The following is a 25,557-nucleotide window of genomic DNA, read 5'->3' on the forward strand; positions in this document are numbered from 1 at the left end:
ACTTTCTTAGAATTTTACGTTAACACCAAAAATGAACGATTTCACCGGAGGAGTTGCTAAGCCTGTTTCACCGCTAGGACCTACTTCCGGGTCGTATTTCAGGTAATCATCTTTTACCCAGGTATAAAGGTTTGTTCCGCGAACAAATACACGAACGCCACCTAATCCAATAGCATCTACAAGACTTGGGTTAAAGTCGTAACCAACGGTTACGTCTTTCAAACGGAAGTAATCACCATCGTATAAAAATTTAGAGTGACGCTGCCATGGACGACCTGTGTACTCAAATTTTCCGTAACGGGTAACATCACCCGGTTGTTGCCATCTGTCTAACAATAAATCAACTCCCTGGTAATAGAACACAGAGAATACGTCTGTTCCGTGAGTATAACGGTGCCAGCCCTCGTATACTTTATGACCACCTGCGTAGTATCCGTTTACATCAATAAATGCTCCTTTAAAGTCAAAGTGCAGGTTCAGACCGGCAGTAACTTTAGGAATAGCACTTCCACCTTGCCAAACTTGCTCAGCATCGTTGAAGTTACTTGAAGTTTCATCACTTTCTTCAGGATTGATGTACCACAACTCATCACCGGTATCAGGATCTACACCGGCCCATGTTGGCATGTACCATCCGTAAACAGGATGACCTGTTTCAACACGATCAATTGTACTTGTAATATTGATTTCTTCACCATTCAGGTCGGTTGCCAATTCAAGTACTTCGTTTTTGTTCGTACCTAAGTTACCGCCAATCGACAAGTTCATATCTCTTGAACGGATGATATCAACATTTAATTCAACCTCGTAACCTTTGTTTTCCATTCTACCAATGTTACGTGTCTGCTCGTTAAAACCAGTAGTTAAAGATAACGGTACATCAAGTAGCATGTCTTGTGTTTCGCGGTTGTAATATCCTATCGAACCGCTAATACGGTTTTGGAATAATCCAAAGTCAACACCTATATCCAGAGTTTTTGAAGTTTCCCAAGATAGGTCGTTGTTACCAAAAGTTCCAGGGTATGAAGCTCCTTCACCTGCATAATCAGAATCGTAACTCAATAATGCCTGGTATTGGTTCAAGCTAATGTTGGCGTTACCAGTTAAACCGTAAGAAGCTCTTAGTTTTAACATATCTACAACCTCAACATTCGACATGAAGTTTTCGCGTTGCATGTTCCATGCACCACCAACAGCCCAGAAATCACCCCAACGGTTGTCAGGAGCAAAACGTGAACTACCCTCTTTACGGTATGTTAGATCAACAACATATCTGCCATCGTAAGAGTAGTGTACCATTCCCAGGTAAGAAGCAACTTTCCAATCTGTATATTCAGAGAATGCAGAAGTTGGGTTACCTGCAGAACTTAAGTTAGTTAAACCAACATCGGTAAAGTTATCTGCATCAGCGTCCAAATAATATCTTCTGTTTTCCTGGTATTCCTGGATAGCTGAGAAATCGAAATTATGACCACCGTCTAAAGACAATGAATAATTTACCATATTTTGGAATACGTAGTTTACACTGTTTCGGTGAGCTTGCCAGCCATAACCGTTAGTAGCTCCATCACCATCACCACGTAACGGGTTACGATAACGTTTGTAGTTGTAAACTCTATAGTCAATGTTTACTCTGGTTGTGAAAGAAAGGTTCTCAACCGGAGTATCCCAGGTCAAACTGTTGTTTGAAAGGATTCTTGTCAATTTAGAATCATCAATATCTTCCTGTGCAATCCATAACGGGTTAGGAAGCGTTGTAGTTTCATAGTTAATACTTCCGTCTTCGTTATAAGCCTGATCGATAGAAGGCATAAAGAATTTTGAAGCACGAGGAGACGAGAAATATGCACTGGTTTCCAATAAACCATCCTGGTATGAATGAGATGCATTGTTTCTGGTGGTGAATTTCAAACTTGGAGATAAATCAACATCCAAAGTTAAAGCTCCCGAGAAACGTTCAAATTCAGAACCAATAACTGTTGCTTCCTGGCTCATATAACCAACTGAAGTATAGTACGACACTCCTTCAGTTCCACCGCTAGCAGACAAGTTATATTCTTGCATTGGTGCATTTTCGTTTGTGATCAGGTCAGCCCAGTCAGTTTCCGGTCTTCCTGCTTCATTCCAAAGTACATAGTCATTTCCGAAATAACCGGTTTCAGCATACCATTCGCCAGCTTCAGCAGGACTTGCCAAACCATAATCTTCACCATATGTATTATATAATGCTTCATATGCCAGCATTTCTCTTTCTGCACCGGTTAATACACCTGGTCCGTCGATAGCATCATTCGAGAAACCATAAGTTGCTGAGAAATTAATGTCAGCTTTTCCTGATTTACCTGATTTAGTAGTAATAACAATTACACCGTTAGCACCACGTGCTCCGTATGCTGCAGTAGCCGAAGCATCTTTCAAAACTGTAATACTTTCAATGTCGTTGCTATTCAATGTCGCAAGCATCGATAAGTTTGAACCTGAAGATGTAGCTGAAGAGTTACCGTTTACCATTGGAACACCGTCAATTACATAAAGTGGCTCGTTTCCTGCGGTAATCGAACTTCTACCACGAATACGAATGTTCTGTACAGAACCCGGAGTACCTGAAGAAGAAGAAATGTTTACACCGGCAATTTTACCTTGCAGTGCCTGGTCGACACTTGCAACAGGCATATTGGCCAGCGATTCACCACTTACCTGAACTGAAGAACCGGTTACCTCACTTTTACGGTGCGAAGTATAACCAGTAACAATCACTTCTTCAACTCCTACGTAATCTGCTTCCATAGTAGCATTAACCACTGACCCCGAAATTGGAGCCTCAATAGTTTTCATACCTACAAAAGAGAATACGATAGTTTGTGCATCATTTGGCACATCTAACTGATACTGACCATCAATGTTCGTCACTGTACCAATTGTAGTACCTTTAACACTTACTGAAACACCTGGGATCCCAGTACCATCCTCAGCACTTGTTACAGTACCGGTGATACTTTTCACCTGTGCTTCAACCATAAGCACGCCAAACAAGGCAATGCCCAATAGCATTAGCGCAATTTTTTTCATAGAATAAAATTTATAAATATTAGTAAATAACTCACTCACCTTAGTTACATAACACAAATTAGAGAAAAAAAACACCAATTAACAAATTTTTACATCAATAAGTAAAATTATACTACGCTGTAATTTCTATTTGTTTTGTATTCCAATTCTTCATAACTTATTGTTATTCGACCTCTTATCTAATCATACTTTTGACAAATTTAATTAATGGGCGACAAATAAATGCGACTTTTGTCACTTTTTATTAGCCCTAAACACGAATTTGCAAGAAATGTTTTAATATTCTTTAACAATTATATAAATGTACAAATCAGTTTAACAATTTCTGAATGACAATATATACTTAGTGACTTATTTATATGAAACGATTCTACTAACCGAAAAGACTACTGTTTTCCGAGGTATTTTCGTTTTTCCTTTTTGGTCATTTCCATTCCTACAACTGCATCGGGGTGATATACCTGATAAGGAACCGTGGAGTTTAAAATATCGTGTTTACCATCAGGAGAAAGCACAAATTGAGGAATAATAAACGACAGTATTTTGGTGTATAACGAATCGTGAAAAATTAAAACCACCAGTTCGTTACTGCCGGGTAGCATCTCCCCTATGTTTTGCCCGGCAAATACCTTGTCGCCGACGGCAATTTTTTCAGGATCGCAAGCAATTCCATGGTAACAGATTAATGTACCATCGGGATGTAACAGTGTAATGCAGTTCGTCCAGGTATGATACCAGTTACGCGAATCACCGGTTCTGACTTTACCTACAATTTCGGTTACGATACCGTTCCGACAGGCCAACACCGATGATCCTGGATCAGTATGAAAACCGACCGCATACCAGGAATCCAATCCTTCAGTTCCCCAAAAACCATCTATATTTTTCACATCAAAAAACTGAACCGTTTTCTTTTCCTCGAAAGGAATTAAATATGGAAAATCCAAATCTACATCAGCCGTTGGATTCGACCGGAAAGTCTTTATTTCATAATTAAAACGGGGCACATCTGCATCTAGATCGCGCTGCAAGGTAAAAAGGTTATTATAACCCAATGTCAGACGTTTTATATACGGCAGCGTTTCGTTAAATGTCGTATTCTCCAAATCTGCAATATTTAGGTGCAGGTACATTGGTACTTTGGCATTGTTGGTTGCACTAAAAACACAGTCACCTATCGAATTGTAATCAGCCTGAACCGTAACAAGTTGCGCGAACGAGACATTACATATAACGACCCCAATAAACAGAAACAGTAATTTTCGAACCATATTTTATCCGTTAAAAGCTTAAAAATAAAAATTAAATTTAGTTTACCTTTGGCGCATGTATTCCAGAGAAGAATTAAAACAATTAAAAGTTGACTTCTGGCAGTTGTTCGGAAAACGATGTGACGCACACCCCGAATTAAAATTCAGAAAAAGAAAATGGATGTTGCACAAAACGAAGATAAAAGGCGTTGCACTTCGTTTTGATGTAAGCCGAACAGATGCCAAAGTGATTTTAGAATTGGGAAACAAAAACGAAAAACTACGGTTAAAGGCTTACGAAATTCTTGAGCGATATAAAGTTATAATTGAAGAAGGTTTTCAAAACGGACTGGAATGGGAATTTTATCACGAACGCGAAGACAGCGGAGCAGCGGTTTGCCGGATTTTCACTCAGCTGAATGATGTCGATTTCCATCGGCAAAATCAATGGCCCGATATTTTCAACTTTTACATTGAGAATATGCTAAAACTGGAGTCCAATTTTCTTCAAATAAGAGATCTTTTGCAGGAAGAATTAAAGAATTAGTTTTTTGATTTCCTCGGCAAAATAAGGAAAGTCCTGAGCTAACGAATCATCGGCCAGCTCAAAATCATCGAAGTTAAATCCGGGAGAAACCGTACATCCCACCAAAGCATAACCGTTTGAATCGGTCAGCCGGGCAGCAAACCAGGTATTTTTAGGCACTACAAACTGAAATTGTTCGCCGGCGTCAAAATCACTGCCAAGCTTTTGCGACAATAAAGCTCCATTATGAAGATATAAAATTTCGATTGCTGATGAACCTGCATAATAATGCCATACTTCATCAGATTTTATACGATGAAACGATGATACATTTTCTTTTTCAAGCAGGTAATAAATTGATGTTGAGCAATTTCTTTCGCCACTAAAATTTTCGGGTAATGCTTCAGACGGAATTACATCTCCGGATCTATAAATTTCTTTGAACCAACCACCCTCGGGATGTTGTTGCAGATTAAGTTTTTTGATCCAGTAAGCTGCAGAGTGCATCAGATAAACAGTTCGTTCAGTGCCCCAAAGTAGTCTTCATCCCAGCCTTCTGAAATGTTATCGAATGCGTCATCAGGAATATTAGTTTGCTGTAATTCAAGGCTGGTTCCTTTTTTATGTGGATGTAATTTTATTACCACCATCGAATCTTCTTCTTCGCCAAAAAACCATTTCTGAACGATTTTCTTATCCTGTTCAAATTCAATGTTTACACCCGAAATACTTCCACCCCACAACGAAAATTCGGAGTTTGGTTCCAGCGGCATCACAGCTTCCTCGCCTGTCCAGATTTCCAGCATTTTTTCATTGGTGAGTGCGTTATAAACGTCTTTCGGGTCGGCGGTAATGATATAATAGCGTTTTAAGTCTTTCATTTGCTTGTACGATTTGATTACCGAAGGTATAAAATATCTTAACGAATACGGTGAGTTCGCATCACTTTCCTGTTAATTTTATACGAAAAGCCAATGGTAAAAAATTCTTTCACCTGAAGCTTTGCTTCTTCTCCGATTTTGCTGCCCTCACTATCGTAAATTGGGAACATCACGTCATCGTCATAAATAAAGTGAAGCATCAATTTTAAATCGATATAGGAATTCAGCGCCATCTTAAAATTGTTTTCCCAGTTGAGGTCAAATTTCTTAAATGGATCTTTATAATTAATGAACATTTTGTATTTCGTTTCATACGAAATGTCTTCAGTTAAATTGGTTTTATAAGTGAGATCGGCATTTAAACCAGGCTCCCAAAACGCTTTTCTTCCCGAGTCAATACCGAAGCTTGTTTGGTCTACCAATGCAGTATCGCGAACATAAACGTTTTTCATGGTGAGTGGCGACAGTAACAATGACACGTTCTTGTTGGGTTTATAATCCAAACCAACTTTCAAATAGGTGGTTGATGGCGCCATAAATGCAGAAAGCGCATCGGGATTATCCGCCTTTGGATAGTTGTAACCTCTGAATATTTGCGTATTAAAGTTTAGCTCGGCACTATAGTACCACTTTTTAAATGCACTTATCCCGTATCGCGAGGTTAGTTCAAACTTATCGTCATTTTTCTGCAACTCCGAATCCTCGCCCCCGGGTTTTATCCATCCGTTTCTGAATTCGGCCGAATTTTCCCATTTTATTTTTCCATCCTTGCGCGAATAATTAGCAAATCCTTTCAGTACCATCAACGAAGCCAGTGAGCTTTTTCCCCCTTTTTTCCAATTATCGAGATATGTTTGGGTAAGTCCGATACTTCCGTCGCCACCAATATTCCAGGGTGTTTCGAGCTCATAACTTTTTCCAACACCTTTAAATTTATTAAAGTCGGGTTTCAAACTCCCAAAATCAAAATCTTTGGTTTGTTTTTCTTTAAATCGCGAAAACGTCACACCATCGTCAATCAACATCTGAACCGTACGGTTGTCAGTGTTTTTTACCATAACCGCCAGCGAATCATTCTGCTGGTTTTTTAACCAGATTCGGGAGTAGCGTTCATGCCCGTTTTGTAATAAAATATCTTCCCTTTCGCCATATAAATTAACAAACGAAATTTGGGTGGTATCGATGTAATCAGCGTATTGAATCAGTGCATCCAACACCGCTTTTATCGAATCGTTTACCTGAGCTACTACCTGATCGTTATATTCTTTCAGGACATTGTAATTGTTAAGTTTAACCTCGTCCTTATAACGTCGGATACGGTACCTTAGATTTTCATCGTATTTCTCAGCCTGATAGCTTTTAATGTATTCCGTTTTTAGCGAGTCGTTATAGGAAATCCTTTTCTCTTCCACAAATTCTCTTCTCAGACTATCTCTTCTTACCAATTCATTAAACATTTCCGGAGAGTTTAATACTGAATCGGGAATAACTTCAGGTATATATAATTCTTCCGGAAAGGCATAAACAGAATCAGCAATTAGTTGCATACCCTGCCCTTCTGGAATTTGTTCCACTAAGTTTTCGGCCTGTTGGCGCACGGAAGGTGGCACATTTATCTCCTCAGGTTTCATACTGGCCTGGTATTGCGACTCAATAATCCGAACCTCCATTTGCTGATCGGCATAAGGCACAAAGCCCGGAACGCTAAGACTATCTTCAACATTTTCAGGTAAACGCATTACATAGCCGTCGTTCGTTCGATTTGTGTCATTCAGATTTTTAATGATTTCACCAATGCGCTCATCTTCAACATAGTGAAGCAGTGCATCAACATCGTCGCCAACCTCTTTTTTAACAACATGCCAATTGTTATTTTCGATAAAATAGCTTCTTAAAACCTCAATATTTTGGCGCAACTGATCAGTTTCAATTTCAGGTTGCTGCGCAAATAAAAGTTTCGAGAAGCTGATAAATATTAGAATGAATAAAAGAATTTTCCCTTTTCCTGAGAACATATACTCTGTTTTTAACTTTCGGATAAAACGCAAAAATAATACCATTGTTATCTTATCTCACAATTTAAATACCCAAACAATTAACACTCGTCTTTTAATTTGCTTAGTCTCAAAAACTTGCTGTTTACCACGAAACAAAAGGATGTTCCGACAACCATGCATTAAAATAACGATGATCGGCACTCACCTCTTCTGTCACCCAGTCGGGCAGCTCAACTTTTTCGTTTTCATCCGACAATTCAACTTCCGCTAGTACGAGCCCATTATTTTTATCTTCAAATACATCTATTTCCCAGGTCATACCGTATATTTCTTCAACATAGCGCTTTTTACGAATAGGAAAATCGTGGCAGAGTTCCAATAAAACTTCGGCTTCCTGCACCGGTATTTCATATTCCATTTCAATACGCGAAATTCCTTGCGTTTTGCCTTTTATGGTTAACCATGCCCGATCACCTTTTATACGCACCCGCACTACCCTTTCTTTGTCGGTTGAAAGATAACCCTGCACAATAGGATTCCCCGAATCTTTTGGGCTCCATTTATTGGTATCGACAAGAAATTTCCGCTCGATTTCTATCATGATAATAAGTTTAGTTGTTGCGACAAATAACAACGACAAATTTATCACTATTTTTAAAGTGACGAATATAAACACTTTGATAATGATTACACGAGACGAAGCTCTTAACCTGCTTGAGACGAATGTTAAGGCAGAAAACATGCGAAAACATAGTCTGGCATCCGAAGCAGTGATGCGCGCAATTGCACAACGACTGGGGAAAAATGAAGACGAATGGGGACTGGCAGGTTTACTTCACGATATCGACGTGGAGATTACAAATGCCGATCCATACACTCACGGGCCTTATTCCGAAAAAATACTGGCAGGAAAAGTTACCGACGAAATGCTCGATGCAATTATTATGCATAACGAGGTGGCAACCGGGAAAGAACGCACCTCTGATTTTCAGCATGCACTGGCTGCGGGCGAAACAATTACAGGTTTAGTTACGGCAACCACTTTGGTATACCCGGATAAAAAGCTGGCCAGTGTAAAACCAAAATCGGTAACAAAACGAATGAAACAAAAGGCCTTTGCTGCATCGGTAAAACGCGAAAATATTCTGGAATGTGAAAAAATTGGAATACCTCTGCCTGAATTTTCTGAACTTGCAGTAAATGCAATGAAGAACATCAGCGATGAGTTGGGACTTTAAGAAAAACACTTTTTAACAATATATTACATTGTTTGACCGAAGTTTTTGTTTTTCTTGCAGTTGAAAACAGAAAAAAACCATGTACACCCAAAAAATTAAACAACTTTCCAAAGGTGGTTTGCGATTGTGCATCACCCTGATTTTACTACTTACCAGCACACTGGTAAACGGACAAGTTTTATCAGGAAAAATTCTCGATTCGGGAAAGAAGCCGATTCCCTACGCAACAATTTATATTGCCGAAACACGTCAAGGTACAACATCAAACAAAAACGGCGATTTTAGTTTTAACCTCTCGGAAGGAACCTATCATCTTACCATTCGGTCGATGGGTTATGAACAAGCAGACAAAACAATAAACCTGCAAACCGACAGCCTGTTTATTCCGGTTATTCTTAAATTTCAGAATTTTGAACTTGCCGAGATTAAGGTTTTTCCGGGAGATGAAGATCCGGCCTATTTTATCATACGAAAGGCCATTGCAAAAGCGCCTTATTACCGTGGAAAAATTAAACATTACAGCGCGGATTTATATATCAAGAGCAACTTCGCGTTTACCAACATTCCGAACCTGATTAAAAAACAGGAAGTTGAAGATGGCCGAAAATTCAAAGACTACTTTAAGGAGAACGTAACATATGTAATTGAGTCGCAAAACCGGATTACGTTTGACTATCCCGATCAGTACAACCAAAAAGTGATCAGTAAAAAAAGTTCGCTTACCGGTTTTGATGAGCCTCCGGTTATGGGATTGATGACAGCCAGTTTTTACGACGAACGTCCGAACGAGGTAATTTCACCCCTATCGGTGCTGGCATTAAAACATTACAACTTTGTTTACGAAGGATTTATTACCGTTGGAGAATTTGATGTTTTTAAAATTCGGGTAACGCCAAAACGCAAAAGCGACGAGCTGGTTGAAGGTTTTATTTACATTGTCGACAAACTGTGGTGCATTTATAACCTCGATTTTAGTTCAAGTTTCGAATTCTTTAACTACCACATAAAACAACAGTTTGAAAATCTTGGAGATGGCAACTGGCTTCCGGTTTCGCACAACATAAACGGCGATTTTGGCATGCTTGGACTTACAGGACAATTTTATTACGGTGCTTCGGTGAAATATGATTCGATAGCCAATAACTACGTCGACGAGCGTTATGTGAGTCCTACTGTTGCCGAGAACCAGGAAGTTCAGCCCGCAAGAGCAATCGGTGAAAAAGAAAAACAGCTGGCAAAAGAGCTTACGGCCCTGAATGCCAAAGAAGAACTCAGCAATGCAGATGTAAAAAAAGTGGCCCGTTTAAACCGGAAAATCTTGAAAGAACAGTATAAAGACACGACGATTGTTACGCCTGAATACGGAAATTACCAGATATTGGAAGAGGAAGATTCGTTACAAAACGATGTGGTTTGGGATACCGTTAGAAGCATTCCGCTTACCGAGGCCGAAGTTGCAAGTTATCGCATGGCCGATTCGCTAAAATTAATGAAAAGTGGTACGGTAAAAGATTCAACTTCAGGAAAAGAAACGTCGAATGGTTTTTGGGGTAAACTTTTTGCCGGAAGTTATGACATCTGCAAAGACTCCACAATCAGGATAGGTTACGACGGATTGTTGTCTCCCGTAAATTTTGATTTTAACGCGGTTGACGGCTACAAATACCGGCAGGAGCTACAAATACGTTTTCTGGTTGACTCGACAAAACGAATTTACCTTACCCCGCAGGTTGGTTATGCCTTTAACCGCAAATCAGTTTTTGGCAGTGTAAATACCCGCTTTGTCAACTTCCTTGGCGATGGAAACCAGATTGGTATTTATGCCGGTAAACAAAGCAATGATTTTAAAGGCGACCTCGGTATTACACCAGCCGTTAATGCTTTAAGTTCGTGGTTTTTTGGCGAAAACTACTCGCGGTTTTACGAGAACGAATACATACATCTGAATTTTTCGCAACGTTTTAAAAAGTATTTCAGAATGTATGCAGGTGTTAATTACGATCATTTTTATCCGCTCGAAAATAACATCTCATTCCCGCTGTCGGATTATAAAGATTTTGAACCGAACTTACCAGGAAATTTCACCGCCGACAATCCTGCTTTGATTGAACAAAAAAGTTTTAGCTACACCGTTGGAATGAATTTACGGAAGTCGCAGCGAAAACCATGGATGGAAGAATCGCCATTTTTGTTTATGAATGATTTTTATGAGTTCGACCTGAGTTTTAAACAAGGTATTCCTGACATTTTGAATGCCACTTCCGACTTCACCCGTATCGATTTTTCAGTGCATCAGCAGGCAAATATTACGCCAAGTGCCGGTATCGACTGGCAGCTAAACGCCGGCTACTATTTTAATGCCGATCAATTGCATTTTTCACAATTCAAACATTTTGGTTCGGCGGAAATACCGCTCATGCTGAAACCTTTCACACACCGTTTCCAGCTGGTTGATGATTATTTGCTGAGCACAAATGAGAGCTACTTAAATGTAATGGCCGAATTCAGAAGCGAATATTTGTTACTTCGATACTTCTCCATTTTAAACAAACGAACCTGGAGCGAAAGCCTACATTTAAACTACCTCACAACGCCTGAGTTCAACAATTACTGGGAAGTTGGTTATAGTTTAAACAACCTGTTTTTTGCCGGAAATGTTGGTGTATTTGCAGGTTTTAACGAATCGGATTTTGAAAGGATTCAGGTTAAACTGAGCATTTCTGTGTTTGATTAATCCATACCAACAAAAAAAGCAGTTTTTCTAGATTTCTGAAAAACTGCTTTTTTTCGAATAATTTCCTGCATTAATAGTCGGTGGTAAATAGCTCGGGGAATTTCCCTTTAATACCTTTCTCGCGGTAAAAATCTTTCATCCGTTTAATGTCGTCCTGCGCACTGTCCGAAAGTTCAAAAGGCTCGCCAATCGAAATTTCTTTTCTTCCCCAGTCAAAATAACCAAGATACACCGGAATCCCGGTTTCTTTGGCAATGATATGAAAACCGGCTTTCCACCTTTTATTCAAACTGCGTGTTCCTTCAGGAGTTAAGGCCAGATGAATGTAATCGCGTTTGTTAATCAATTGAATAGTTTGACGAATTACATTTGCCCCTTTTGAACGATCGATTGGAAGTCCGCCCATCTTTTTTACAAAATAACCAAGCGGCCAAAAGAAAAACTCCTTTTTAATTAAGATATTGGCAACAGCCCCTTTCGAAGTGTAAAACAAATACGAGATTACAAAATCCCACGCACTGGTATGTGGCGCCCCGATTATAATACATTTTTGCACCGGAGCATGACCTCCAACCGCTGTCCACCCCAAAAGTTTTAGTAAAAATCTACAAATTCCCTTCATTATATTGTTTGTATAGTTTCTAATTCAAAATTTTTGGCGCCGGCATATTCTGTCAACAATTCCTGCGCCTGTGTAGTTGCTTCTGCTATTGATTGAATAGGTTCGTAAGCTATAATAATCATCAAAAACCGTTTTGTTTTGTTCGTAACACAAGTACGCACCGAGTCGCTGGTTGGTGTTCCAAAAGCTCCTTTGGCATCCCGAAATACCGGCATAAATTCAATATTTAACTCGCCTCGTCCAATTCCTTCATACGGTTCGTTGTTTGCGCCAATGCCAAAGGTAATATCACCTTCAATTGTATCAGCATCGTAACCACCAATCGAAAAACCGCTCGAAATCGACACCAGATTTAGCTGATCAACCACATTATTCACCTGGTAAATCTCGCCGCGTTTTAATACCCTGCGAAGTAGTGCTTCTGCCGACAGACGGTAGCGAGCAGGATCTTTTCCGCATTTTTTATAGGCTCTTCGCGAAGCTGCAATAGCAGGAATTTTGCTGATTTCTTCTACCTTCAGTGTACTATTTAATTCTTTGATCTTTTCTCCAATTTCATTCCAAAGATCACCATTCTGCTCCTGGTAAACGACATCGCATTCAATACACGACAAAACAATTTCCGGTACTTTTTCAGCTATTTCCTTTCCAATTGTAATCCGGTGCATAGTTTTTTGATAATTATATTTTTATTATTCGAGATAATTCTTTTTAAATTTTTACAAAAGGTTTTACTTTTGTGTAGAAAGTATAAATCTTAAACCGTATCTAAAACCTATTTCAGCATGAAAAAAATTTTAGTTTTATGTCTGTCGTTATTTCTTGGAACAGTGCTTTCGGCACAGGAAATCTCCATTATTCCAAAACCGGCAGAAATGATTGCAAAGAAAGGAACTTTTGCGCTTGATGACAACTGTTCGCTAAATTACAATGCGTCGAATACAGAAGTTGCTACCATAGCGAGCTTTTTTGAAGATTATATCGAGCAGGTATATCAAATCAAACTGAATGGAGATGCTAAGAAAATTGAGTTGAAACTAATCAGCAGTCTTCCTATTGGAGATGAAGGTTACCTGTTAAAAGTTACCGAAAACTCGATCGTAATTACAGCCGCTAAACCAAATGGTTTATTTTATGGTGTACAGTCGCTTAAGCAGCTACTTCCTGTAGAATCGAAAACAAAACAGCTGGCAGTTCCATGTGTTGAAATAAAAGACGAACCACGTTTTGCCTGGCGTGGAAATATGTTGGATGTTGGCCGCCATTTTTTCCCGGTGAGTTTTTTGAAGAAGTACATCGACATTCTGGCCATGTACAAAATCAACACTTTTCACTGGCACCTCACCGAGGATCAGGGATGGCGTATTGAAATAAAAAAATATCCTTTACTGACCGAAATTTCGCACTGGCGCGACGAAACCGTTGTTGGCCATTACAGAAGCGGACAAGGCAACGACGGAATTGGTTACGGAGGTTTTTACACACAAGATCAATGCCGCGAAATTGTACGATATGCAGCTGAGCGTTATATCACAGTAGTTCCGGAGATTGAAATGCCCGGCCATTCGTCGGCAGCACTGGCTGCATATCCGAATTTGGGATGTACAGGTGGTCCGTACATTGTGCAACAAACCTGGGGTGTGCATAAAGATGTTTATTGCGCCGGAAAGGATGAAACCTTAGACTTTCTAAAAGATGTTTTAGACGAAGTGATGGATATTTTCCCATCGGAGTTTATACATATCGGAGGCGATGAATGTCCAAAAGATGAATGGGAAAAATGTGATGCTTGCCAGGCGCGAATTAAAGCCGAAGGCCTGAAAAACGAACACGAACTGCAAAGCTGGTTTATCACCCAAATGGATCATTACCTAACATCGAAAGGAAGACGTTTGATTGGATGGGACGAGATTCTGGAAGGTGGATTGGCACCACAGGCAACAGTAATGAGCTGGCGTGGTGTAAAAGGTGGAATTGAAGCTGCCAAACAAAATCACGATGTGGTGATGAGCCCGACAACCCACATGTACATCGATTATTATCAATCAAAAGACCAGGACAACGAGCCACTGGCAATAGGAGGTTTTCTGCCTGTTGAAAAAGTTTACAGTTACGAGCCTATTCCTGAAGAATTAACCGAGGAACAAGCAAAATATATTTTAGGTGTGCAAACCAATTTGTGGACGGAATATGTTGCGACAACCAAAAAAGCAGAATACATGTTGCTACCTCGTTTGCAGGCTGAAGCAGAAGTAGCCTGGACACCAAAAGAATTAAAAGATTTTGATGACTTTTCAGAACGCTTAGATACTGATTATAAACGTTTATCCAAACTTGGAATAAATTTCAGGAATCATAGAAACTGATTTTATTTAGTTAAACTGCACGAAAAGGGGTATGTTTTCATATCCCTTTTTCTTTGCCCGCATTGTAGAAAGCTTGGAATAATTTTTGTAATTTGATCAGAAAATTTAATGTCATGAAAAAAATATTATTGTTAAGTTTTCTGATCATCTCGATAGTAGCGGTACAGGCACAAGATCAAAGACTAAGCAAAAAAGAGAAAAAAGCTCAGCGTAAAGCGATGCTTACCGAACAAACAAAAGAAATTATTGAAGCCAACACCTGGCAGTTTGATGCCATCAGAATGCTTCCTACAACCGGGAAAGCCCGTAATTTAACCACGAATTACAGCGTGGTATTAAAAGACAATGAAGTAGATTCGTACCTCCCCTATTTTGGACGTGCTTATTCAGCCGATTATGGATCGAGCGATTCGCCAATGACATTTAAATCGAAAATTGAAGATTTAAGTGTGGAGGATGGGAAGAAAGGTGGATATATTATAAAGTTCACCGCAAAAAATAAAAACGACAGAGTAGATTTCACTTTTAGCGTGGGATCAACCGGTTCTACATCGCTGAGTGTTAGCAGCACAAATCGTCAACACATTTCTTACCAGGGAGACTTAATTCCTATTGAAGAGAAAAAGTAAAATATTTAGGATTTCAAAAGGCCGGGATAGATTAATCTGTTCCGGCTTTTTTAGATCTGAAAAGGTAATTTTCGGACAAACGTAATTTCTTCAGGAGTAACTTTTGCCTGCATCGGGAAGATTTCAACACCCGCTTCCCAAGCCTGTTTTAACAGAGCTGCGTAATCAGGGTCTATTTCTTTTGCCGGGCCAAAAATATGCACATCGCTTCGTTGAATAACATACAGCATTACAGCGCGCATTCCTTGCTTTTTTACTTCGATTAAAGTCTTTAAATGTTTTTGCCCGCGTGTTGTAACGGCATCCGGAAACAAAGCAAATTCATCCTGTTTCATCGAAACGTTTTTTACCTCCACAAAACACTTTTCGGTATCGTTTTCAGCGTAAACGTCAAAGCGCGAATCGCCAAATTTTACTTCCCTTTTCACGGTTGTATATCCTTCCAATCCGGGAATCAGTCCATTTGAAATTGCTTCGAAAGCCAGCTTGTTCGGATTTCCGGTATGAATGCCTACCCAATCGTTGTTAATCTTTATCATTTCCCAGGTAAACTTTGTCCTGCGTTTCGGATCGTCAACCGGAGTAAGATACACCTCTGCCCCATTTTCAAGGCAACTTTTCATCGAGCCGGAATTGGTGCAATGAGCCACAACAATTTCGCCTGTGTCAAGTTCAATATCAGCCAAAAAACGTTTATAACGTTTTATCAGCTTCCCATGCACCAATTCTTTATCAAATTTCAAAATGTGATTTTTACAGTTGGGTTCGTGCAAAAGGAACAGCATCCTGACCTACAAATTCCTTATTTAAATACTTGTAGTAACCGGTAATAGCAATCATTGCTGCATTATCCATTGTGTATTCAAATTTTGGAATGATCAGGTTCCAACGATGCTTTTTGGCATTTTCCTGCAAAGCATTTCGAAGTCCTGAATTTGCAGAAACACCACCGGCAACAGTAATTTCATTCACACCGGTTTCGCGGGCAGCGCGTTTTAATTTGCTAAGCAATATTTCAATAATCGTGTGTTGTAACGAAGCACATAGATCGGCCAGGTTTTCCTCGATAAATTTCTCGTTTGTTTTTAAGTTATCGCGCAGGAAATACAGGAAGTTGGTTTTTAGTCCACTAAAACTGTAGTCGAGCCCGGGAATTTTTGGACGCGAAAACTCAAACCTAAGCGGGTCGCCCTCTTTTGCCAGTCGATCCACATGCGGACCGCCCGGATATGGCAAGCCCATAACTTTTGCACATTTATCAAAAGCCTCGCCGGCAGCATCATCAATAGTTTGACCGATCACTTCCATATCAAGGTAATCGCGAACCATAATTATCTGCGAGTTTCCACCCGATACCAGCAAACATAAAAACGGAAATTTAGGCGGTGTAAATTCAACGCCATTTTCCTTTATAAACAGTGCCAAAACATGGCCCTGCAAATGGTTTACATCGATTAACGGAATTTTTGATGCCAGCGAGAAACCTTTGGCAAAAGATGTTCCCACCAATAACGAGCCCAATAAACCCGGTCCGCGGGTAAAAGCCACTGCCGAAATATCTGTGCGATTGAGACCTGCACGTTTCATGGCCAGATCAACTACCGGAATAATATTTTGCTGGTGCGCACGCGAAGCCAGTTCGGGTACAACACCTCCGTATTCTTCATGAACTTTCTGACTCGCAACTACATTCGACAGGATAACCCCATCGCGAATTATGGCAGCAGAAGTATCGTCGCATGATGATTCGATGCCCAATATTGTAATTCCTTTCGCGGTCATATAAATAATACCTTTTTTAACGTTACTAGAACAAGATAAACGCCATTGGGTTTATATCTTTGCACTTATTAAAAATGATTCGTTAACAAAACGCCTGATCCTTTTCCTGTTTATTAACTGAAATGGATTATGTTCGTTTAAAAATTGCAAAACTATTAAAAAAGGCTGGAAAATACTCATCATTCTGTTGGCAACGTTCATCATGTTGTTTAGTGCCGGTTTTGTAATACTTCAAAACAGCTGGATTCAAACACAGATTACGCGAAAAATTGCCAATAAGCTATCGAAAGATTTGCAAACCAACATTTCGATTGGCAAGGTTGATATCGGCTTTTTTAACCGGGTAAAACTCGAGGATGTGCTTATCGAAGACCAGGCGGGCGATACGTTAATTTACAGCGAACACATCAGCACCCGAATTGATACATTGAAGTTTAAAAACAAACAGATCGTATTGCGGGATCTGAGTTTTGGGAACAACAGCATAAATCTATCAAAAGACTCTACGGAGTTGTTCAATTTTGGTTTTCTCATTCGAAATATCGGAGCGGGTCCTAAAAAAGACACGATGAACATCTGGACTTTTGCGTGTCGTGAATTTGAGTTTGGCGATATGCAAATCACTTATTCGAATAACAGTACTGAAGATCATACCACAATTGAAGCCCGCGACCTGAATTTAAGTGTTTCGAACTTTTACTCCTACCGTGATTCGTTATCGTTTAGAATTGACGATTTAAGTGCCAGCGACGGTAAAGGACTGGTGCTTAAACATGCTTCGGCCGATGTGAAAAACGTTGGACAAACACTTTCGATCGACAATTTTAACATGGTGAGTTCGGGTTCATCAGTTACAAATACCAATATGCGTTTTCAGTTTTACACCGCTAACGACAGCATGAACCGGCCTTTTGATATGGATATTCAGGTGGCTGATTCTGAAATTGGCATTACGGAGTTGAGTTCGTTGATACCTTCATTAAAAGGAATGAACGAAAAAGTTAAACTTTCCGGAATTATATATGGTACGCTTAACGACTTAAAAGGACGGAATATTTATCTGCAAACAGGAAATGAAACCAGCGCTTTGCTCGATTTCTACATTAACGACCTGTTCGATCCTGTAAATATGTATTTGTTTCTGGATCTGAAAAATTCAAAAACATCGTTCGAGGACATTAGTAACATACGTTTGCCAAACAGTGCAAAGAACAGGTTTATCCGTTTTCCTGAAAGTTTTTACGAGGCTGGTCAGCTGCAGTTTAAAGGTAATTTTAGTGGTTTCTTAACCGACTTTGTAACCTTTGGAACACTAGAAAGCCAAATGGGAAGTTTAACAACTGATATTCTGGTAATGCCCGAGCAAAGCGGGATGGTTTATTACCGTGGAAATGTTGCTACCACCGACTTTCAACTTGGCGAACTTTTTAAACAGGAAAACCTGGGTGCAATTACTTTAAAAGGATCGGCCGACGGACAATTTAATAAAACCACCGAAGTAGTTTCAGGTATTTTTAAAGGAAGTATCGATAGCATTCATTACAACAATTACAACTATAAAAACCTGTCGTTCGACGGTATTTTACGCGAAAAGATGTTTGACGGACTGCTTGAGATTCAGGATCCGAATATTGATTTTACCTTTCTTGGCGAACTCGACCTGAACACAGCTGTCCCGCGTTTTGATTTTAACCTGAATTTGAGACATGCTTATCCGGGCAAATTAAACCTTACCAAAAACTTCCCGGCAACAAGTATGGCTTTTAAAATGGAAGCCAATTTTACCGGCGACAAAATCGATAACGTAAACGGATTGATTTCGGTAAAAGAAGGATTTTATGCCAACCGAAACGGAGAAGTAAACCTCGAAGGTATTGAATTCAGAGCTTTTCAGGAAGATGACAAAAACAAACTTGAGGTAAAATCAGATTTTCTCGATGCCGAAATTCTGGGTACCTACTATTTTCGTGATATTAAAAACGAATTGTTCCAGCTGGTAAACCATTATGTACCGGCTGCACATTTGCCTTTCCAGAAAAATACAGGCCGTAAAAACAAGTTTGACTTTAACCTTTATGTAAAGGAAATAAATCCCTTAATCGATATTTTTGTTCCTGATTTGGCTTTTGAAGCACCGTTTTTACTTTATGGTAAAATTGATGCTTCGCAAAACCTGCTGAGTTTAAATGGCAGTATTCCGGGGGTAAAATTTGGCAGCAACTGGGCCCGCGATATGTATATCGGGAATAATACTTCTGCCGGACGCTTTAATTCGAAGTTCAGAGTTGGTGAGCTTTACCAGGCAAATGGTTTTAAAATGTACAATTTTACGGTCGACTCCAAGGTGCAGGATAATGTGCTCGACAATGTTATTTCGTGGAGTAATTTTGATGAATTAACCTATAGCGGTGCAATACGAACGCAATCCGTTTTTTCGTTTGCCGATTCAACCGGGCACCGACACATCGATATTATAGGGCATCCATCAAGGATTTACATTGCCGATACACTTTGGTCGGTTGAACCTTTTACTGCAAGTATTGATTCTTCATCGTTTAGCATCGAAGGATTCAAAATTCATCACAACAACCAGGCCTTCGCTATTAACGGCAGCGTAACAAACAAAAAAGCCGACATTGTTCACCTTGACATGAGCAATATTGATTTGAGTTATCTCGATAAATATTTTGAAAAAGAAATTGATCTGGAAGGAAAGATAAACGGCTATTTTGGCTTTTCCCGGTTATTTGAAGAACCGATTGTTTTATCGGATTTGTCAATCGACAGCCTGTATTACAAAGACAAATACATGGGTGACATTTCCTTATCAAGTCAGTGGAATAAAGAAAATTCAGCCATCGATTCCGAGCTCAAAATTGTACGAAATAAGCAATTAAATTTCAATGCAGTTGGTGCTTACACTCCCGAAACCGGCGCACTCGATTTTGATATTAGTGTCGACAGCGCATCGGTGATAATTTTATCGGCTTTTATGCGCGAAAACTTTTCCGATTTCAGAGGATTGGCTTCGGGCAAAGTTCATTTGGGAGGAACAGCCAATAATATTCAATTAAATGGTGCGCTGTACGGAACAAATGCCGGACTAACAATTGATGTTACGCAAGTGCCATTAACGTTTACAGATTCGGTCTATTTTAGAGGAAACAGTATTGTTTTCGACAACATTACGGTTTATGACGACGATAATAATCCGGGAATTTTTGATGGAGAAATCGTTCATCAAAATTTTCAGAACATGACATACAACCTGAATTTCAGTTCGGAAAAGATAAAAGCGATGAATACCACTCCTGTTCAGAATGAACAGTTTTACGGTTTGGTAATGGCAAACGGACGCCTTGAAATCGTTGGAGAAGCCAGAACCGTTGATATTACTTGTTACGGAACCACTTTAGCCGGAACAGATATTAAAATATCGATGGAAAGCCAGAGCCAGTTATCGCAATACGAATTTTTGGAATTTGTAAAACCGGAAACCACTAAAGAATCCACATTTTTCTCAAACAGCTCGAAAGCTGACGATGGCGGTTACAACTTAAGTATTACGGTTGAAGCAACTCCCGATGCCGATGTTCAGCTTATTTACAATTCGCAAATTGGCGATATTATTCGTGCCCGTGGAGAAGGAATCCTCCTGTTTGAGATGGATGACGACTATAACATGAGCCTTTCGGGCAACTACAACCCTACTCAGGGAGATTACCTGTTTACATTGTATAATGTAATGAACAAACGTTTTTCCATCGAGCCGGGCGGTTCGATTGTATGGTCGGGCGATCCGTACAATGCTATAATCGATTTACAGGCAATCTATACTTTAAAAGCGTCGTTGTACGATGTGTTTATGGGCAGAGACGATCTGTTAAACCAGAAAAGTAGAGTTCAGGTTGAGTGTTTGATTAACCTGAGTGATGAGTTAATCAATCCAACCATTGCATTCGACATTGAGTTTCCGAACCTTGAAGAGCGGTTAAAAGAAGAATTGTCGCAATATTTTAGTACAGAAGAAGAGCTTAACAAGCAAATTCTTTCGTTAATTGTTCTGGGTAAATTTTACACTCCAGAGTATTTAAGAGGTAGTTTTGAAGCACAAAACGCCAATATGCTTGGAACAACTGCAAGTGAGCTATTTTCGAATCAGCTGAGTAACTGGCTCTCACAAATTGATGAAGACTGGGATATTGGAATTAACTATCGCCCCGGAAACGAAGTTACCGACGATGAAATTGAACTGGCTCTGAGCACGCAAATATTTAACGACCGTGTTACGCTTAACGGCAACATTGGAAACAATACCAACCAATACGGAATGAGCAACAACAGTAGCCAGATTGTTGGTGATTTTGAAATGAGTGTTAAACTTGTTCGCAGCGGGAAAATTCTGTTTAAAGCTTACAATCGTTCAAATAACAACCTGATTTACGAAACCGCTCCATACACGCAGGGAATTGGTTTATCGTTTAAAGAAGAGTACAACTCGATTGACGAACTGTTTAAAAAGCTCACCAAGCTTTTCAATAAGAATAAAAACTAGAACATAATTATTTCTTTTGCCCAAACAGTGTTTTACAATATTTAAAAATCATTAAAAAAACTGACACATTTCCTTTGCAGATATATTACTTCGGGTAAATTTGCAATACTTTATAGTAAAACTTAAACCTAAAATTATTTACTATGTTCATATTAATGGTTGTTGTATTTGTTCTGGGTTATACTGCAATAGCGCTGGAACATCCTCTTAAAGTCGATAAAGCTGCATCGGCTTTAATTATTGGCACATTATGCTGGGTAGTATATGTACTTGGCGCTGAAGGTATTTTACACCTCGGTTTCAGTCCTGCCTGGGAGGCCTTCCTTGCAGCTCACCCCGATTCGCACGGCTTACACGCTGCTCATGAATTTATTGTTGAATCGGAAATTATTCATCACTTAGGCGAAATCAGTGAAATTTTATTTTTCCTGCTTGGGGCAATGACAATTGTTGAAGTCGTTGATCAGCATGAAGGATTTAAGATTATTACCGATAAGATAAAAACCACCAATAAAGTAAAACTACTGTGGATATTGAGTTTGCTCACATTCTTTATGTCGGCATTGCTCGATAACCTTACTACAACAATCGTTTTGGTTGCATTACTTCGTAAACTGATTGATGACAAACAAACCCGCTGGTTTTTTGCCAGTATGGTAGTTTTAGCTGCCAATGCCGGTGGTGCATGGTCGCCAATTGGCGATGTTACCACCATTATGTTGTGGATTGGCGGACAGGTTACAGCAGGTACAATTATTATGAATGTTATTCTGCCTAGTTTAGTTTGTATGGTTGTTCCGTTGGCTATCCTTTCTGTTACTATGAAAGGAAATGTTCAGCGCCCGGCAATTGACGAAGACGAAGTAGAATACAGCACTGAAAAAGAACGGATTCTGTTTCTTGTTTTAGGTGTATCCGGTTTGTTGTTCGTACCGGTATTTAAAACCATTACCCACCTGCCTCCTTATATGGGAATGTTACTATCGTTAGGCCTTTTGTGGGTTGTTGGCGAAATTGTACACAAAGACAAACCAAAAGAAATTAAAGACAAATTAAAAGTTACTGCTGTAATTCAGCGCATTGATGTACCAACCGTATTGTTTTTCCTCGGAATACTTTCGGCTGTTGCAGCGCTACAATCAGCAGGGCACTTAAATATCCTTGCAACTTATCTCGACGAAAAACTGGGTAACATTTACCTGATCGACCTTGCAATTGGTGTTCTTTCATCGGTTGTTGACAATGTTCCGTTGGTTGCCGGTGCTATGGGAATGTACCCAATTGCCGATGCAGGAGCTGTTGGTTACCAGGCCGCCTTTGTTCAGGATGGTGCATTTTGGGAATTTCTTGCCTATACAGCCGGAACCGGTGGCAGTATGTTAATTATTGGTTCTGCTGCAGGTGTTGCGGCAATGGGACTCGAAAAAATTGATTTTATCTGGTACCTAAAAAAGATTAGCTGGCTTGCCTTAGTTGGCTACCTGTCAGGTGCTGCCGTATATTACGTTATGTTTGGCTTGTAGACTATCAAAAATCGGTTGTTCATAACTAAATGAGTTACGACTGACAAAGCCAACAAAGCGGCAAAAATATTGCTTATTTTAGCGAGGTATAATATTTATGGTTATACCTCGTTTTTCATTTTAGGAATAGTAAAAAATAATTGGATAACATGTTTAATTTATTGATGATTCAGGCTGATCTTCCACAAGAGTTGGAAGCTATGGCAACCGAGCCGGAAGGCATTTCAACGAAATTTTTTGATCTGGCACTGAAAGGTGGATGGATTATGCTCCCGATATTGTTTTTGTCGGTAGTTGCCGTTTATATCTTTTTCGACCGCTATTTTGCCATTAAAAAGGCCGGAAGATTTGATTCAAGTTTGCTTGAAAAAGTAAAAGTTTATATCACTTCAGGAAAAATCGATTCTGCAGTTGCATTATGCCGCAGCAACCCAAATCCTGCATCGCGCATGTTGGAAAAAGGAATCAGCCGAATTGGCCGTCCTCTAACCGATGTAAATGCTGCTATCGAAAATGTAGGTAACCTTGAGATTTCGAAACTGGAAAAAGGACTTCCTGTGCTGGCATCTGTAGCCGGTGGTGCTCCGATGATCGGTTTCCTTGGAACTGTTATGGGAATGATTCAGGCCTTCTACGATATGTCGAACGCCGGAAACAACATTGATGTAACACTGCTTTCAACCGGTATTTACCAGGCAATGGTAACAACAGTTGCAGGTTTGATCGTTGGTATTATCGCCTACTTCGCTTATAATATTCTTGTATCGAATGTTGAAAAAGTGGTTTTTAAAATGGAAGCTACCACTTCTGAATTTATGGATCTGTTAAACGAACCGGCATAATCTGAATAAATGGCACTAAAAAAGAGAAATAAAGTAAATGCTGCATTTAGCATGTCGTCGATGACTGACATTGTATTTCTGTTGCTTATTTTCTTTATGGTTACCTCTACCCTGATTGCGCCAAATGCACTGAAATTGTTGCTTCCGCAAAGTAACAATCAAACAGCTGCGAAGCCGATCACAACCATATCGATTACATCCGATCTGAAATATTATATCAACGACGACAGTAAACTTCAAAGTGTAAAATTCGGCGAAATAGAACCTTTCCTTCGTAATAAGTTTGGCTCGGGCAACGACGATATTTTTATCTCGTTACACGCCGACCAATCGGTTCCTGTTAACGAAGTGGTGAAAATAATGAACATTGCCCGCCGAAATAAGTATAAAATGATACTGGCAACATCGCCTGAATAGAAGAAGAATGATAGAGAGAGAGGAATACAGCGAAAAGAAAAAGGGGCTAGTCGGAACAATTGTTTTTCATTCAATTGTAATGCTGTTATTGCTATTACTGGGCTTTTTCACGCCACTCCCTCTCCCCGGAGAAGAAGGAATTCTGGTGAATTTTGGTAACTCCGAAAATGGCTTGGGCGATCGTGAACCAAGTCCGGCCCGGAGACAACAACAAACTTCGCCTCCTCCTCCACAAACGGCACAACAAAAATCAACGCCTCCCCCTGCCAAACAAACACCTCCGCCTCCTGTAAAATCGTCGGAACCGGAACCTGCCGAAGAAGTGGCCATGACACAGGATTACGAAGAAACGGTAGCGATTGAAGCAGCCGAGAAAAAGAAAAAGGAGGAAGAACGCAAGCGCCAGCAGGAGTTGGAAGACAAACGACGAAAGGCACAAGAAGAATTAGACCGTAAAAATGCTGAAGAAGCCGAAGCAAAACGTTTGGCTGAAATTGAGCGTAAAAAACAGGAAGAAATCGAACGCCAGCAACGTGAAGAGGCCGAAAGAATAGCCCGCGAGGAAGCTGAACGTAAAGCTCGAGAAGAAGCGGAGCGCCAACGCAAACTGGAAGAAGAACGCAAAATAGCTGAGATAAACTCGCGCACGCAGGGCGCATTTGCGAACAGCGGATCAGGAAGCGGTGGTACAGGCAGTGGCGATGGAAAAAGCCAGGGAGTAACATTCCCCGGTGGAAATCAAGGTGTTCCAACCGGCGATCCGAATGCAAACAATTATGGTGCCGGCGGTAGCGGTTCCGGAAATCAGGGATCTGGTGTTTCGTTCAGTTTATCGGGACGATCGGCAAAATCACTTCCAAAACCCAATTATCCGGGTAACGACGCAGGGATTGTTGTTGTTAAAGTTACCGTAGATAAATATGGAAAAGTTACATCTGCTGAGCCGGGAGTGCGCGGAACAACAATCGCGAATAAAGCGTTCTGGGACGAAGCAAAACAAGCTGCGTTAAAAGCCAAGTTTAATCTCGACGAAAATGCGCCGGCTTTCCAACAGGGAACTATCTCCTATCGATTTGTTCTCGACTAGCATCAAGTTACCGGAATCCAGTACCAACTTTTTATAACA

At 40.0% G+C, this 25,557-nt stretch carries 20 protein-coding genes; 10 read left to right on the forward strand and 10 right to left on the reverse strand.

Translation table 11 applies throughout. From position 1 onward, the window contains the following. Positions 1 to 6 precede the first annotated feature (6 nt). On the reverse strand, positions 7 to 3,069 hold the full coding sequence (locus SLH46_RS10760; protein WP_320281190.1) for a SusC/RagA family TonB-linked outer membrane protein: 3,063 nt from the start codon (positions 3,067 to 3,069) through the stop codon (positions 7 to 9). A 386-nt stretch (positions 3,070 to 3,455) separates the two neighbouring features. After that, positions 3,456 to 4,340, reverse strand: coding sequence for a hypothetical protein (locus SLH46_RS10765; RefSeq protein WP_320281191.1), 885 nt, complete (start codon positions 4,338 to 4,340; stop codon positions 3,456 to 3,458). 55 nt (positions 4,341 to 4,395) lie between these two features. On the opposite strand from SLH46_RS10765, the gene SLH46_RS10770 reads away from it, so the two are divergent. Continuing rightward, positions 4,396 to 4,866, forward strand: coding sequence for a DUF4268 domain-containing protein (locus tag SLH46_RS10770; RefSeq protein ID WP_320281192.1), 471 nt, complete (start codon positions 4,396 to 4,398; stop codon positions 4,864 to 4,866). Here SLH46_RS10770 and SLH46_RS10775 read toward each other — a convergent pair. The 4 genes from SLH46_RS10775 to SLH46_RS10790 form a co-directional block, all read right to left on the reverse strand. Beyond that, positions 4,855 to 5,352 carry a cupin domain-containing protein gene (locus SLH46_RS10775; RefSeq protein WP_320281193.1) on the reverse strand — a complete coding sequence of 166 codons (498 nt, stop codon included), beginning with the start codon at positions 5,350 to 5,352 and terminating at the stop codon, positions 4,855 to 4,857. The genes SLH46_RS10770 and SLH46_RS10775 overlap by 12 nt on opposite strands. Beyond that, positions 5,352 to 5,726 carry an SRPBCC domain-containing protein gene (locus tag SLH46_RS10780; protein WP_320281194.1) on the reverse strand — a complete coding sequence of 125 codons (375 nt, stop codon included), beginning with the start codon at positions 5,724 to 5,726 and terminating at the stop codon, positions 5,352 to 5,354. Before SLH46_RS10780 ends, SLH46_RS10775 begins: the two co-directional genes overlap by 1 nt. A 38-nt stretch (positions 5,727 to 5,764) precedes the next feature. Continuing rightward, a complete protein-coding gene (locus SLH46_RS10785; RefSeq protein ID WP_320281195.1) occupies positions 5,765 to 7,741 on the reverse strand; it encodes a DUF3078 domain-containing protein in 1,977 nt (658 codons plus the stop codon). Positions 7,742 to 7,865: 124 nt separating this feature from the next. Continuing rightward, positions 7,866 to 8,324: a CYTH domain-containing protein gene (locus SLH46_RS10790; RefSeq protein ID WP_320281196.1), complete on the reverse strand. Its 459-nt coding sequence runs from the start codon at positions 8,322 to 8,324 to the stop codon at positions 7,866 to 7,868. An 82-nt stretch (positions 8,325 to 8,406) separates the two neighbouring features. On the opposite strand from SLH46_RS10790, the gene SLH46_RS10795 reads away from it, so the two are divergent. Together SLH46_RS10795 and SLH46_RS10800 are read left to right on the forward strand one after the other, a co-directional pair. Continuing rightward, a complete protein-coding gene (locus SLH46_RS10795; protein ID WP_336624375.1) occupies positions 8,407 to 8,961 on the forward strand; it encodes an HD domain-containing protein in 555 nt (184 codons plus the stop codon). Positions 8,962 to 9,040: 79 nt separating this feature from the next. Further along, positions 9,041 to 11,695 (forward strand): DUF5686 and carboxypeptidase regulatory-like domain-containing protein, encoded by a 2,655-nt coding sequence (locus SLH46_RS10800; RefSeq protein ID WP_320281198.1) that lies wholly within the window; start codon positions 9,041 to 9,043, stop codon positions 11,693 to 11,695. Between the two features lie 70 nt (positions 11,696 to 11,765). On the opposite strand, the gene SLH46_RS10805 is transcribed toward SLH46_RS10800, so the two are convergent. Then, the gene (locus SLH46_RS10805) at positions 11,766 to 12,317 is read right to left on the reverse strand and encodes a 1-acyl-sn-glycerol-3-phosphate acyltransferase (protein ID WP_320281199.1); all 552 of its coding nucleotides are present in this window, start codon (positions 12,315 to 12,317) and stop codon (positions 11,766 to 11,768) included. Then, entirely contained in the window at positions 12,317 to 12,985 is a 669-nt protein-coding gene (locus SLH46_RS10810; RefSeq protein WP_320281200.1) for a B3/B4 domain-containing protein, read from the reverse strand. Before SLH46_RS10810 ends, SLH46_RS10805 begins: the two co-directional genes overlap by 1 nt. A gap of 117 nt (positions 12,986 to 13,102) precedes the next feature. Between SLH46_RS10810 and SLH46_RS10815 the strand changes: the two genes are divergently transcribed. Both SLH46_RS10815 and SLH46_RS10820 read left to right on the forward strand, forming a co-directional pair. Continuing rightward, entirely contained in the window at positions 13,103 to 14,683 is a 1,581-nt protein-coding gene (locus tag SLH46_RS10815) for a beta-N-acetylhexosaminidase (protein WP_320281201.1), read from the forward strand. A gap of 113 nt (positions 14,684 to 14,796) precedes the next feature. Further along, positions 14,797 to 15,312: a DUF4251 domain-containing protein gene (locus tag SLH46_RS10820; RefSeq protein WP_320281202.1), complete on the forward strand. Its 516-nt coding sequence runs from the start codon at positions 14,797 to 14,799 to the stop codon at positions 15,310 to 15,312. A gap of 50 nt (positions 15,313 to 15,362) precedes the next feature. Here the strand turns inward: SLH46_RS10820 and sfsA are convergent, their stop codons facing one another. Both sfsA and tsaD read right to left on the reverse strand, forming a co-directional pair. Then, the gene (gene sfsA, locus SLH46_RS10825) at positions 15,363 to 16,055 is read right to left on the reverse strand and encodes a DNA/RNA nuclease SfsA (RefSeq protein WP_320281203.1); all 693 of its coding nucleotides are present in this window, start codon (positions 16,053 to 16,055) and stop codon (positions 15,363 to 15,365) included. A 10-nt stretch (positions 16,056 to 16,065) separates the two neighbouring features. Next, on the reverse strand, positions 16,066 to 17,094 hold the full coding sequence (gene tsaD / locus SLH46_RS10830; protein ID WP_320281204.1) for a tRNA (adenosine(37)-N6)-threonylcarbamoyltransferase complex transferase subunit TsaD: 1,029 nt from the start codon (positions 17,092 to 17,094) through the stop codon (positions 16,066 to 16,068). Between the two features lie 187 nt (positions 17,095 to 17,281). Here tsaD and SLH46_RS10835 point away from each other — a divergent pair, with 187 nt between their 5' ends. From SLH46_RS10835 to tolA, 5 genes are all read left to right on the forward strand, one after another. Then, complete coding sequence (locus SLH46_RS10835) at positions 17,282 to 21,649, forward strand: translocation/assembly module TamB domain-containing protein (protein WP_320281205.1); 4,368 nt, start codon at positions 17,282 to 17,284, stop codon at positions 21,647 to 21,649. Between the two features lie 143 nt (positions 21,650 to 21,792). Further along, positions 21,793 to 23,172: a sodium:proton antiporter NhaD gene (nhaD, locus tag SLH46_RS10840; RefSeq protein WP_320281206.1), complete on the forward strand. Its 1,380-nt coding sequence runs from the start codon at positions 21,793 to 21,795 to the stop codon at positions 23,170 to 23,172. 149 nt (positions 23,173 to 23,321) lie between these two features. Further along, a complete protein-coding gene (locus tag SLH46_RS10845) occupies positions 23,322 to 24,014 on the forward strand; it encodes a MotA/TolQ/ExbB proton channel family protein (RefSeq protein ID WP_320281207.1) in 693 nt (230 codons plus the stop codon). A 9-nt stretch (positions 24,015 to 24,023) separates the two neighbouring features. Then, positions 24,024 to 24,431 carry an ExbD/TolR family protein gene (locus SLH46_RS10850; RefSeq protein ID WP_320281208.1) on the forward strand — a complete coding sequence of 136 codons (408 nt, stop codon included), beginning with the start codon at positions 24,024 to 24,026 and terminating at the stop codon, positions 24,429 to 24,431. A gap of 7 nt (positions 24,432 to 24,438) precedes the next feature. After that, a complete protein-coding gene (gene tolA / locus SLH46_RS10855) occupies positions 24,439 to 25,518 on the forward strand; it encodes a cell envelope integrity protein TolA (RefSeq protein ID WP_320281209.1) in 1,080 nt (359 codons plus the stop codon). The last annotated feature ends 39 nt before the right edge of the window (positions 25,519 to 25,557 follow it).

The sequence above is a fragment of the Draconibacterium sp. IB214405 genome, from assembly GCF_033963885.1.
Classification (GTDB): domain Bacteria; phylum Bacteroidota; class Bacteroidia; order Bacteroidales; family Prolixibacteraceae; genus Draconibacterium.

Excerpts from the sequence above, each read along its gene's own strand:
- SLH46_RS10785 (WP_320281195.1), bottom strand. The coding sequence starts at position 7,741 with ATGTTCTCAGGAAAAGGGAAAATTCTTTTATTCATTCTAATATTTATC.
- nhaD (WP_320281206.1), top strand. The coding sequence starts at position 21,793 with ATGTTCATATTAATGGTTGTTGTATTTGTTCTGGGTTATACTGCAATA.
- SLH46_RS10805 (WP_320281199.1), bottom strand. The coding sequence starts at position 12,317 with ATGAAGGGAATTTGTAGATTTTTACTAAAACTTTTGGGGTGGACAGCG.
- SLH46_RS10810 (WP_320281200.1), bottom strand. The coding sequence starts at position 12,985 with ATGCACCGGATTACAATTGGAAAGGAAATAGCTGAAAAAGTACCGGAA.
- SLH46_RS10815 (WP_320281201.1), top strand. The coding sequence starts at position 13,103 with ATGAAAAAAATTTTAGTTTTATGTCTGTCGTTATTTCTTGGAACAGTG.
- tsaD (WP_320281204.1), bottom strand. The coding sequence starts at position 17,094 with ATGACCGCGAAAGGAATTACAATATTGGGCATCGAATCATCATGCGAC.
- SLH46_RS10770 (WP_320281192.1), top strand. The coding sequence starts at position 4,396 with ATGTATTCCAGAGAAGAATTAAAACAATTAAAAGTTGACTTCTGGCAG.
- SLH46_RS10795 (WP_336624375.1), top strand. The coding sequence starts at position 8,407 with ATGATTACACGAGACGAAGCTCTTAACCTGCTTGAGACGAATGTTAAG.
- SLH46_RS10800 (WP_320281198.1), top strand. The coding sequence starts at position 9,041 with ATGTACACCCAAAAAATTAAACAACTTTCCAAAGGTGGTTTGCGATTG.
- SLH46_RS10820 (WP_320281202.1), top strand. The coding sequence starts at position 14,797 with ATGAAAAAAATATTATTGTTAAGTTTTCTGATCATCTCGATAGTAGCG.
- SLH46_RS10780 (WP_320281194.1), bottom strand. The coding sequence starts at position 5,726 with ATGAAAGACTTAAAACGCTATTATATCATTACCGCCGACCCGAAAGAC.
- tolA (WP_320281209.1), top strand. The coding sequence starts at position 24,439 with ATGATAGAGAGAGAGGAATACAGCGAAAAGAAAAAGGGGCTAGTCGGA.
- SLH46_RS10790 (WP_320281196.1), bottom strand. The coding sequence starts at position 8,324 with ATGATAGAAATCGAGCGGAAATTTCTTGTCGATACCAATAAATGGAGC.
- SLH46_RS10850 (WP_320281208.1), top strand. The coding sequence starts at position 24,024 with ATGGCACTAAAAAAGAGAAATAAAGTAAATGCTGCATTTAGCATGTCG.
- SLH46_RS10775 (WP_320281193.1), bottom strand. The coding sequence starts at position 5,352 with ATGCACTCTGCAGCTTACTGGATCAAAAAACTTAATCTGCAACAACAT.
- SLH46_RS10845 (WP_320281207.1), top strand. The coding sequence starts at position 23,322 with ATGTTTAATTTATTGATGATTCAGGCTGATCTTCCACAAGAGTTGGAA.
- SLH46_RS10760 (WP_320281190.1), bottom strand. The coding sequence starts at position 3,069 with ATGAAAAAAATTGCGCTAATGCTATTGGGCATTGCCTTGTTTGGCGTG.
- SLH46_RS10765 (WP_320281191.1), bottom strand. The coding sequence starts at position 4,340 with ATGGTTCGAAAATTACTGTTTCTGTTTATTGGGGTCGTTATATGTAAT.